This is a genomic window from Microbacterium sp. BF1 (genome assembly GCF_019279095.1).
Classification (GTDB): Bacteria; Actinomycetota; Actinomycetes; order Actinomycetales; family Microbacteriaceae; genus Microbacterium; species Microbacterium maritypicum.
The window spans coordinates 1-10,689 of sequence record NZ_JAGYWT010000035.1; the positions used below are offsets into that span (position 1 = coordinate 1).

Consider the following 10,689-nt stretch of genomic DNA (forward strand, 5'->3'; position numbering starts at 1 on the left):
CGCGGATCACACCACCGTGCGCGACGACGATCACCGACTCCGCGCGGGGTGTCGATCGCCGTCGGGCCTCACGCGCGATCGCGTGCAAGGCCGCGATGGCCCGTTCTCCGACCTCGTGCAGGGATTCCGCGCCCGGGACCTCGGCGTGCCAGTCGCCGTAGGTTCTGATGTAGTCGGGCACGAGCATGCCTTCGCCGTCGCCGAACTCCCGCTCGCGGATGTCGGGGACGATTCCGGCGATCTCCAACCCCAGGCGATCGGCGATGATCTCGGCGGTCTCCTTCGCCCGCAGCAGCGGGCTGGTGTACACCGCGTGATGCGTCGTCGCGGCGAGCTTCTCCGCCGCCCACCGGGCATCCTCACGCCCGGTCTCATTCAGGGGGATGTCTGTGGAGCCCTGGATGCGCTTGGCGAGGTTCCAGTCGGTCTGACCGTGGCGGACGAGAGTGAGGTGGGTCACGAGAGGAGTTCCTGGAGGGCGGGGAGCACGTCGCTGGTGCCGGCGGCGATGGTGACATGCGCCCAGGCATCCGCGCGCGTCGGCTCACGGTTGACGATGATCAGGGGGATGTTGCGACGGCGGGCACGCTCGACCAGGCGCACACCGGAGTTCACGACCAGCGAGGATCCGGCCACGATCAAGGCGGTGCTGGAGCGCAGCAGCGACTCCGCCGCACGGAAGCGGTCCTGTGGCACGTACTCGCCGAAGAACACCACATCCGGCTTGAGCATGCCGGCGCAGACGGTGCACACGGGGACGATGAACCCCTCCGTGCTCTCGGGGAGGACGTCGCCGTCCGGGGCGAGCGCGATGTTCTCGGGCACGGCGATCCAGGGATTGAGCTCCTCGATCTGCACGGCGATGTCGCGGCGGTCGAAGACCTGTCCGCATTGCAGGCACAGCACGCGGCGCATCGTCCCGTGCACCTCGATGACGTGCGTGCTCCCGGCTCGCAGATGCAGTCCGTCGACGTTCTGGGTGATGACGCCGGACACGGTGCCCGTTGCTTCGAGCTGCGCGAGGGCGGTGTGCCCGGCGTTCGGCTCCGCCCTGGCGAAGGCGCGCCAGCCGAGGTGCCCGCCCACCCAGTACCGGCGCCGCGCAGCCTCGTCGCCCAGATAGGTCTGGATCGTCATCGGATCGCTGCGGGTCCGTGCTCCTTCGCCGCGATAGGCGGGGATGCCGGAGTCGGTGGAGATGCCGGCGCCGGTGTGGAGTGCGATGCGCTTCTCACGCAGCAGCTCGGCGGCGTGGGCGATGGTGGCCGACAGCTCGGCGGGATTCGACACGCTCACAGGACCTCCTCGAGCGAGTCTACGGTGCCCGGGCGTGCGGCGGACCCGGCCGACGGGGTGGCTCTCGGAGATGTCGGTGCGGGACGACCCCCGGGCGGTGGCAGAGTGGAGCCCGTGGAACTGCTGCCTGTGACCGACGCCTGTGACCGACGCCTCGATGACTACCGTGCACTCACGGATACCGCCCTGCGCACTCTTTCCGAGCCGTCCGGCGGGCTGTACATCGCGGAGTCGACGAAGGTGATCGCGCGCGCCGTCGCCGCGGGCCACCGTCCACGCTCCCTCCTGGTGCAGGAACGCCGGATCGACGACATCCGGGAGATCGTCGGCGATCTCGATGTGCCCGTGTACGTCGTGCCGGACGAGGTCGCCGAGGCGGTGACCGGCTTCGCCGTGCACCGCGGGACGATCGCGTCTATGCATCGACCCGAGTTGCCGGCCGTGCACGACGTGATCGAGGGGGCGTCCCTCGTGCTGATCCTGGAGAACATCGGCGATCACACCAACGTCGGGGCCGCCTTCCGCGCCGCCGCCGGACTCGGGGCCGATGCCGTGCTCGTGTCGCCGGGTGGCGCCGACCCGCTCTATCGTCGCAGCGTCCGCGTGAGTATGGGCACCGTGTTCCAGGTGCCGTGGACACGGATCACGGACTGGGAATCCGCCATCGCGGATCTTCACGCCGCAGGTTTCGACATCGCCGCCCTGGCGTTGCGCGATGACGCCGTCACCCTCGACGCCTACGCCGCCGAACGCCCGTCCCGCGTCGCCCTGGTCATGGGGTCGGAGGGCGACGGTCTCTCGCGGGAGGCCATGGATGGCGCGGACACCGTCGTCACCATCCCGATGAGCGGGGGAGTGGACTCGCTGAACGTGGCATCAGCGGCTGCGGTCGCGCTCTGGTCGATGAAGGCCTGACGCGCTCAGTCCCGCTCGGGAAGGAACACCGGCGAGGGGTCGGGGCGCTTCGCCGCGAGGTTGTCGCCCGACGACTGGTGCCGCAGCCGCCGAAGCACCCATGGCACGAGGTGCTCGCGCGCCCAGCCGAGGTCTTCCGACCGGGCCTCGCGCCACGTGCGCAACGGGAACGGCTCGGGCTGCATGGCCTCGAGGTCGTTCGGCACGTTCAGCGCGCGCAGCGCCATACGGGCCACCTCGTGGTGGCCGAGGGCGTTGTAGTGCAGGCGGTCGTCATCGAAGAACCGCATGTCCTGCACGACCTTGAGCGCCCATTGGTCGGCGACGATGCAGTCGTGGCGCTCGGCGATCGCACGGACGTTCTCGTTGTAGATGGCGACCTTGCCGCGGAAGGCTCGGAAGACGGGAGTGAACCCGGTGTCGATGCCCGTGAAGAGCAGGATGGCCGCGCCCGTGGACGACAGGCGCACGACGGCGTCTTCGAGCTGACTCGCAATGGCATCGGGGTCGGTGCCGGGGCGGATCACGTCGTTGCCACCCGCACAGATCGACACCAGGTCGGGGTGCAGTGCGATCGCCGGCTCGATCTGGTCGGCGACGATCTGGGCGATCAGCTTGCCGCGGACCGCGAGGTTCGCGTAGGCGAAGTCGTCCACCTGCGCCGCGAGCACTTCGGCGACGCGGTCGGCCCACCCGCGGTGGCTGCCCGGATGTGCGGGGTCAGGGTCGCCGATGCCCTCGGTGAACGAATCGCCGATCGCGACGAAACGGCGCCACGGGTGCGCGGTCTCGTTGGGGACATAGGGGGTCCGAGTCGAATCCTGGTCGGTCATCCAGCGCTCCTTCACGAACGTCGTGCGACGCGGCGGTGACCGCGACGCAGTGACAGAGCCTACCCGCACGTGCCCATCCCGGGGAGGGCACGCGCGGGAACTGCCGCGAGTGATCCAGTGTCCGCGGCAGCGATTATCGTGGACTCGATGCTCTCTCCGTCCTTTCCTCAGCGTGCCCCATGGGGAACCGCGAATAAGCTGCGCGCCTGGCAGCAGGAGGCCCTCGAACAGTACTTCGCCGCGGATCAGCGCGACTTCCTCGTGGCGGCCACGCCCGGCGCTGGGAAGACCACCTTCGCGCTCACCCTCGCGGTCGAGCTCATGCGCATGGGCGAGGTCAACCGCATCATCGTCGTGGCGCCGACCGAGCATCTCAAGACGCAGTGGGCCGATGCCGCCGCGCGCGTGCACATCCGCCTCGACCCCCGCTTCCGCAACAGCGACTGGGCACCGGCACGGCACTATCACGGCGCGGTCGTGACCTATGCGCAGGTCGCGGCGAAGTCCTCGGTGCACCGCCATCTCACCGAAGACGCCCAGACGCTGGTGATCCTCGACGAGGTGCACCACGGCGGCGACGCGCTCAGCTGGGGCGACGCGATCCGCGACGCCTACGGACCTGCCAAGAGGCGCCTCCTCCTCTCCGGAACGCCGTTCCGCAGCGACACCGCGCCGATCCCGTTCGTCGAGTACCACCCCGACGAGTCCGGCGCCCGCATCTCGCGCACCGACTACAACTACGGCTACGGCCGGGCGCTGGCCGACGGTGTCGTGCGCCCCGTGCTGTTCCACATGTACGCCGGCAAGATGCGCTGGCGCACCACCACAGGTGACGAGCTCGAGACGCACCTCGGCCAGGACAACACGAAGGACGTGACGTCGCAGGCCTGGCGAACGGCGCTCGACCCCGAGGGCGACTGGATGCCCGCCGTGCTCTCGGCCGCCGATCGCCGCCTCACCGAGATCCGCCATCACGTTCCCGATGCCGGCGGGCTCGTGCTGGCGACCGATCAGACCGTGGCGCGCGCCTACGCGAAGATCCTGCACAGCATCACGGGTCAGCAGCCGACGATCGTGCTCTCCGACGACGCGACCGCTTCGGAGCGGATCGAGAAGTTCAGTGCCAACGACGCCCGGTGGATGGTGGCCGTGCGCATGGTGTCCGAGGGCGTCGACGTCCCGCGCCTCGCCGTGGGCGTGTACGCGACGTCGTCGTCGACTCCGCTGTTCTTCGCGCAGGCCATCGGCCGCTTCGTGCGGGCCCGTCGTCGCGGCGAGGCCGCCAGCGTCTTCCTTCCGCAGGTCCCCGTCCTGATGGGGCTCGCGAACGAGATGGACAAGCAGCGCGACCACGCCCTCGACCGGCAGTCGAAGGAAGACGACGGCCTGGAGGACTCGCTGCTCGAGAGCGCGAACCGCGAGGAGGAGACCTCCGATGCTCTGACGCAGGAGTTCAGCTATCAGGCGCTGTCATCGGTCGCCCACTTCGATCGGATCGTGTTCGAGGGGCAGGAGTTCGGGCAGCTGGCAGAACCGGGCACGCCGGAAGAAGAGGAGTTCATCGGGTTCCCCGGCCTTCTCGAACCGGAACACGTGCATGAGCTCCTCATGCAGCGTCAGTCCCGTCAATCCCGACTGCGCGAGGCGCGCGAGGCCTCTGCAGACCCGGCGGAGACGACGACGCTGCCCGCGCCGCTGCACCGCACGCTCAAGGAGCAGCGGCAGCTTCTGAACAGCCTGGTGGGTCTCTACGCGCGGCAGAAGGGCGAGCCCCACGGCGCGGTGCACGCCGAGCTGCGGCGCATCTGCGGAGGACCGGCGGTTGCGCAGGCGACGGTGACCCAGTTGCAGTCGCGCATCGAAGTTCTCCGCAAGCGCGTGCGTTCCTGACGTCCGCACGGGCCCCCACCCGCGCGATGCGAGCGCTGCTTCGGATCCCCGAAATGCTGTCAATCCGCGTCTGAGCGAGGTGTGCGCGGGGGTCCGCGGCTAGCGTTGAACGGTTGCCCGCGCACCGGGCACCGTTACACCTGGAGGACTCATGACAGCCCCTGCTGCAGTCGACCCGACCCCCGCCGATCGCCGGCGCTGGGCGCGATACCTGGTCGAGGAGCGCGCGGAAGGCGCCGTGTATCAGAAGCTCGCCGCGCGCAGAGAGGGCGAGGAGCGTGACATCCTGCTCCGTCTCGCCGACGCGGAACGCCGCCATGAGCAGCACTGGCTCGATCTCCTCGGTGCGGAGCCGAAACGGCTCCCTCGTGCCGGTGTCCGCTCGCGTCTGCTCGGCTGGATGGCCGGCCGCTTCGGGTCGATCTTCGTGCTCGCGCTGGCGCAGAGCGCCGAAGCCCGATCGCCCTACGACTCGGAGCAGTACGCCACGCCCGCGATGCGCGCCGACGAGAAGGTCCATTACGAGGTGGTCCGTGGACTCGCAGCGCGAGGCCGCAGGCGTCTCTCCGGTTCCTTCCGCGCGGCGGTCTTCGGAGCGAACGACGGTCTCGTGAGCAACCTCGCGCTCGTTCTGGGCATCGGTGCGACGGGGGTGAGTTCCGGGTTCGTGCTCTTCAGCGGGATCGCGGGACTCTTGGCCGGGGCTCTGTCGATGGGGGCGGGAGAGTTCGTCTCGGTGCGCTCCCAGCGTGAGCTGCTCGCGGCGACCGAGGCGAACGAGGACGCCCACGCGGCCGCCGGGGATCTCGACATCGACGAGAACGAGCTCGCGCTCGTCTACCGGGCACGCGGCATGGAGCCGGAGGAGTCCCTCTCCCGTGCCCGACGTATCGTGACCGCTGCGCAGGCCGGAGTGCGCCGGGCCGCCACCGGACCGGTCAACACCCAGGGCGGCAACGACCACGAGATCGTCGGCAGCGACTGGACCGCAGCGATCTCCAGCTTCCTCCTGTTCGCCTCCGGGGCGATCATCCCGGTCCTGCCGTGGATCTTCGGACTCCAGGGCACCACGGCCGTGATCGTCGCCCTCGTGCTCGTCGGCATCGCCCTGCTGAGCACCGGCGCCATGGTCGGTGTCCTCTCGGGCGGCCCGCCCCTCCGACGCGCCCTCCGTCAGCTCGCCATCGGTTTCGGCGCGGCTGCCATCACCTACGTTCTCGGCCTCGTGTTCGGCGTCAGTGCGGCGTGATCGGAGTGCGCGCACTCACCCCGCCGATCGTGTGATCGCCGGCACCGTGTAGTGCCCCTCGAGCACGGCGGGGGCGGGCTCGTACATCCGCATCACCGGTCGGAAGTCTCCGGCCGGTGAGGGAAGCCAGTTCGCCGCCGCCCTCTCGTCGGCGGGGCGCTCATGGCTCATGGTGATCGTGAGGGCGCCGTCCTCGTCGCGCACGAGACCAGGAGTCCGGTCACCGATCGAATACCGCTCGATCGGGTTCTCGACGAGGTAGAAGTCGGGAACCGAGTACATCGTCAACGACCAGAAGGCGGATACGGGCGGCTCGGGATCCAGACGCAGCGTGTACGTCCGCTCGCCGGTCAGCTGATCCCCATGATCATCGACATAGCTCACGATGTACGCCGCCTCATAGGGGTGGTTCCCCCAGAGGCCACCGAGCGCGGCGGCGGCGCGTTCGGGAATGCGCACTTCGGGGTCGATGATCTTGAAACGGTCGTCGTCGAGGGCTCCGATCTCGAAGTAGTCGAGGTTGTAGTCGAAGGCGTGGAAGGTGAGCTTCCACCCGTTCACCTCCGGGCTGGAGCCGTGCGTCAGGAACGAGTGGAGCGACTGCTGAGCAGCTTCCAGATCGCCGACCAGACGCGCGGCGTCCGAGAGCGCGATCGATGCGTACGGGGAATCGCCTACGACGGCGATCCCTGTCGAGGCCAGCGAGGCCTGCAAGGGGCGATCCCGGGGTGCGGGCGGGAACTGCTGCGACCAGACGCGGAGCTTCTCGAGGAAGAGCGCGCTCTCCGGGACGCCGGGATCCGGGAGGGCGAGCCCCGCGGGCACGGCGTCCGGGTTTCGCGGCGTGAGGGTCGTCGCGTCCTGGAGCGCATGCACGGCGGGGAGTTCGTCGTCGCCGCTCACAGCCCACCGGCCCACGATCGAGGCGACAGTCGTCGGGAACCGGATGACGACCGCGTCGCCGGTGTCGCCGTCCCACGAGGGCGGGACCAGCAGGAACGTCCCCGCGCGTGTCCCCGTGGCGCGGTGTCCGACGTACGCGAAGTTGTTCGTCCACGCGTCGACGAACTGGAGGACGTAGTAGCGGCCCGCGGTGTCCGGGACTCGCAGCTCGACCGGGCCGACGCTGAGGTCCACCTGGGCCATCGAGTAGAGCGTGTCGTTGTTGATCGTCACGAATGTGTCCGCGGGGCCGGCGAGCGTTCGGGCGTGACTGAAGGCATTGAACGGGGCGGCAGGGTTGGAGCCGACTCCCGTCGTCGTGTAACGCGTCACCTGATCGAGGTTGAACACGAGGGGGAACCCGTAGAGGTAGGCCTGAATGATCGTCTGACGATCGGCTTCGAGGGCGGTCATGGCGATCAGGCTATCCAGAGCCGCCCGCACGCAGGGGAGGAGATCATCCCTCCCGGATGAGCCCCCGCGGGTGCGTCGCGCCATCGACGGGAGACGACGAAGGCCCCGGATCCGTGGATCCGGGGCCTTCGCCTTCCTGTGCGCGGAGGGGGACTTGAACCCCCACGCCCTTACGGGCACTACGACCTCAACGTAGCGCGTCTACCATTCCGCCACCCGCGCAGGTGTTGGATGATCGTTGCCGACCGAAGAATGACATTACCACGTCCTCCGCGGCCTCTCGAACCGAGGCGCACGCCCGGGCGTGGCGCACGGTTTCGATAGCCTGGAGCCATGACTGATCCGTCCCTTCCGGAGGTCGTCCGCATCGCGAGCGACCTGATCCGATTCGACACGTCCAACTACGGCGGAGGAAACGCGAAGGGCGAGCGCGAGGCCGCGCAGTACGTCGGGGCCTACTTGGAGGAGCTGGGGCTCGAAGTCGAGTACTACGAGCCGATCCCGCGGCGCACGAACGTGATGGCACGCGTGCCAGGACGCGACAGGGACAAGCCCGCGCTCGTCGTGCACGGCCACCTCGACGTCGTGCCGGCCATGGCCGAAGACTGGAGCGTCGACCCCTTCGCCGGCCTCGTGCAAGACGGGATGCTGTGGGGACGCGGCGCCGTGGACATGAAGAACATGAATGCGATGATCCTGACGTCGGTGGCGGAGATCCTTCGCGGGGGCGAACGACCGGAGCGGGATCTGGTGCTGGCCTTCTTCGCCGACGAGGAGAACGGCGGCGTCGAAGGCTCGGCACTGGTCGTGCAGAATCGCCCGGAGTGGTTCGAGGGGGCGACGGCGGCGATCAGCGAGGTCGGCGGCTACTCGATCACGGTCGACGACCGACGCGCCTACCTGCTGCAGGTGGGGGAGAAGGCCCTGATCTGGATCCGGCTGGTGGCGAAGGGGCGCGCGGGTCACGGCAGCCGTCTGCACGACGACAACGCGGTCACGAAGCTCGCAGAAGCCGTCGCGGCGATCGGCCGCACGCGCTGGCCGATCCGGCTGACGTCGACCACGAGAGCCCTGCTCGAAGGACTGAGCGCCCTGAGCGGACGCAGCGTCGATGATCCCGATGCCCTCGCCTCCGCCGCTGGCCCTGCCGAGGCCTTCCTGCGGTCCTCTTTCCGCACGACGACGAACCCGACCGCGCTGACCGCGGGCTACAAGCACAACGTGATCCCCGAGCGCGCAGAAGCGCTCATCGACGTGCGGGTGATCCCCGGGACCGAGGACGACGTCCTGGCCGAGCTCCAGCAGATCGTCGGCGACGAGATCATCATCGAGACGGTCGTCCGGGACATCGGCATGGAGACGCCGTTCGAAGGCGAGCTCGTCGAGGCGATGGTCGCCAGCATCGGTCGACACGATCCCGGCGTGCCGGTCATCCCGTATCTTCTGGGGGCCGGCACCGACAACAAGGCGCTGGCATACCTGGGCATCACCGGCTACGGCTTCGCCCCGTTGAAGCTCCCCGCCGACCTCGACTTCACAGGCATGTTCCACGGAGTCGATGAGCGAGTACCCGTAGACTCGCTTGTCTTCGGCCAGCGGGTGCTGACCGATCTGCTGCGCACGTACTGAGCGTCGCGCGCTCCGTGCCTCCTCCGAACTGAAAGCTCTCCATGCACCTGCTCGAAGCACTGATCCTCGGTGTGGTCCAGGGACTCACCGAGTTCCTTCCGATCTCCTCCAGCGCTCACCTGCGCATCCTCGGCTCGTTCCTGCCGTCGGGTGAAGACCCGGGTGCGGCGTTCACCGCGATCACCCAGATCGGCACAGAGGCCGCGGTGGTGGTGTTCTTCTGGCGCGACATCGTGCGCATCGTGACGCAGTGGTTCCGGTCGCTGGTCGGCAAGGCTCCGCGCAACGATCCGGATGCCAGGATGGGCTGGCTGATCATCATCGGCAGCATCCCGATCGTGGTCCTGGGGCTGCTGTTCCAAGACCAGATCGAGACCGTGCTGCGGTCGATGTGGATCGTCGCGGTGATGCTGATCGTCTTCGGAATCCTGCTCGGCGTCGCCGATTACGTGGGGGCGAAGCGCCGCAAGCTCGACGACCTCACCTACCCGCACGGCATCGCTTTCGGTTTCGCGCAGGCGCTGGCGCTGATCCCGGGTGTCTCCCGCTCGGGCGGCACCATCACGATGGGGCTCTTCCTCGGCTACGAGCGTGCCGCGGCGGCGCGCTATGCGTTCCTGCTCGCGATCCCCGCGGTGTTCGGCAGCGGCTTCTACCAGGTCTTCAAGAGCTGGGGCGAGCCGTCGTTCTTCTCCTTCGGCGACACGCTCGCCGCGACCGGAATCGCATTCGTCGTGGCGCTCGGGGTGATCGCGTTCTTCATGAACTGGATCTTGCCAGCGACCACCACGGGGAGACGGCTTCCTGGAGGATCGAGAACGGACCCCAGATCCCGCGGAACCCGAACCAGGCCATGACGACCGACAGGAGCGCCATCCCCAACGGGTCCGCCCACCAGCGGTGCCGACGGTACCAGGCGCCGAATCCGCCTTCGACCTGCTCGTGCATGCCCTCATGCAATCACGGTGCGCGCCACCGCGCATCCGACGAAGGGATGAGGAGGTCGGAGGGAACGGTACTTTCGCCCGATCCGCCGCGGCCCCGGCTCGGCGAGCGTGGAGACATGGAACTCTTCGGCGGACTGCCGCTCCCCTTCTCTCTCGCTCTCCTGGCGCTGATCGACGGGCTGAGCGTCGGCACACTCCTCATCCCCGTCTTCCTGCTCCTGCATCCGGGGCGGGTGCACGCCCGACGCATCCTGCTGTACCTGGGGACGATCGCCGCGTTCTACCTGCTCGTCGGCCTCCTGTTCCTCTGGGGGTTGGTGAACCTCGTCGACGTCGCGTCCGACTTCCTGGCCTCGCCCGCCGGACTGATCATCCGCCTCCTCGTGGGCGGAGCGCTCCTCATCACCGCCTTCGTGATGCCGACCGGTGACAAGAGTGCCGCAGCGGACTCCCTGTCCGCCTCGCTGCCCGCCTCCGCGTCGGTCCTGCCGGGAACGGACCTGCCGACCGCACACGAGGCGAGCGGATCGTCGATCACGACCCCGCCTCCTGCGCCAGCCGCAGTGGCGGAGCC

8 protein-coding genes, 1 tRNA gene and 2 pseudogenes are annotated in these 10,689 nt (G+C 68.8%); 6 read left to right on the plus strand and 5 right to left on the minus strand.

Annotated features, from left to right (window positions below):
- Together KZA10_RS02435 and KZA10_RS02440 are read right to left on the minus strand one after the other, a co-directional pair.
- Positions 1-460, minus strand: a 460-nt coding sequence (locus KZA10_RS02435; protein ID WP_218682084.1) for a histidine phosphatase family protein, incomplete at its 3' end; no start/stop codon positions are given.
- The gene (locus KZA10_RS02440) at positions 457-1,296 is read right to left on the minus strand and encodes a Sir2 family NAD-dependent protein deacetylase (protein ID WP_218682085.1); all 840 of its coding nucleotides are present in this window, start codon (positions 1,294-1,296) and stop codon (positions 457-459) included. The genes KZA10_RS02440 and KZA10_RS02435, both read right to left, overlap by 4 nt.
- 114 nt (positions 1,297-1,410) lie before the next feature.
- On the opposite strand from KZA10_RS02440, the gene KZA10_RS02445 reads away from it, so the two are divergent.
- Complete coding sequence (locus tag KZA10_RS02445; RefSeq protein WP_218682086.1) at positions 1,411-2,211, plus strand: RNA methyltransferase; 801 nt, start codon at positions 1,411-1,413, stop codon at positions 2,209-2,211.
- A 5-nt stretch (positions 2,212-2,216) separates the two neighbouring features.
- On the opposite strand, the gene KZA10_RS02450 is transcribed toward KZA10_RS02445, so the two are convergent.
- A complete protein-coding gene (locus KZA10_RS02450) occupies positions 2,217-3,044 on the minus strand; it encodes an SGNH/GDSL hydrolase family protein (RefSeq protein ID WP_055868293.1) in 828 nt (275 codons plus the stop codon).
- Between the two features lie 147 nt (positions 3,045-3,191).
- On the opposite strand from KZA10_RS02450, the gene KZA10_RS02455 reads away from it, so the two are divergent.
- Both KZA10_RS02455 and KZA10_RS02460 read left to right on the plus strand, forming a co-directional pair.
- Positions 3,192-4,934, plus strand: a complete 1,743-nt coding sequence (locus KZA10_RS02455) for a DEAD/DEAH box helicase (RefSeq protein WP_055869162.1) — start codon at positions 3,192-3,194, stop codon at positions 4,932-4,934.
- Positions 4,935-5,085: 151 nt separating this feature from the next.
- The gene (locus tag KZA10_RS02460; protein ID WP_127482379.1) at positions 5,086-6,183 is read left to right on the plus strand and encodes a VIT1/CCC1 family protein; all 1,098 of its coding nucleotides are present in this window, start codon (positions 5,086-5,088) and stop codon (positions 6,181-6,183) included.
- Between the two features lie 15 nt (positions 6,184-6,198).
- Here the strand turns inward: KZA10_RS02460 and KZA10_RS02465 are convergent, their stop codons facing one another.
- Entirely contained in the window at positions 6,199-7,539 is a 1,341-nt protein-coding gene (locus KZA10_RS02465) for a DUF1254 domain-containing protein (protein ID WP_218682087.1), read from the minus strand.
- 139 nt (positions 7,540-7,678) lie between these two features.
- Positions 7,679-7,761 (minus strand) — tRNA-Leu (locus tag KZA10_RS02470).
- A 111-nt stretch (positions 7,762-7,872) separates the two neighbouring features.
- Here KZA10_RS02470 and KZA10_RS02475 point away from each other — a divergent pair.
- The 3 genes and pseudogenes from KZA10_RS02475 to KZA10_RS02485 all read left to right on the plus strand — a co-directional run.
- Positions 7,873-9,168: a M20/M25/M40 family metallo-hydrolase gene (locus KZA10_RS02475; protein WP_218682088.1), complete on the plus strand. Its 1,296-nt coding sequence runs from the start codon at positions 7,873-7,875 to the stop codon at positions 9,166-9,168.
- Positions 9,169-9,209: 41 nt separating this feature from the next.
- Positions 9,210-9,941, plus strand: a pseudogene (gene uppP, locus KZA10_RS02480) (undecaprenyl-diphosphatase UppP); the annotation flags it as partial.
- A gap of 290 nt (positions 9,942-10,231) precedes the next feature.
- A pseudogene (locus KZA10_RS02485) lies at positions 10,232-10,689 on the plus strand (hypothetical protein); the annotation flags it as partial.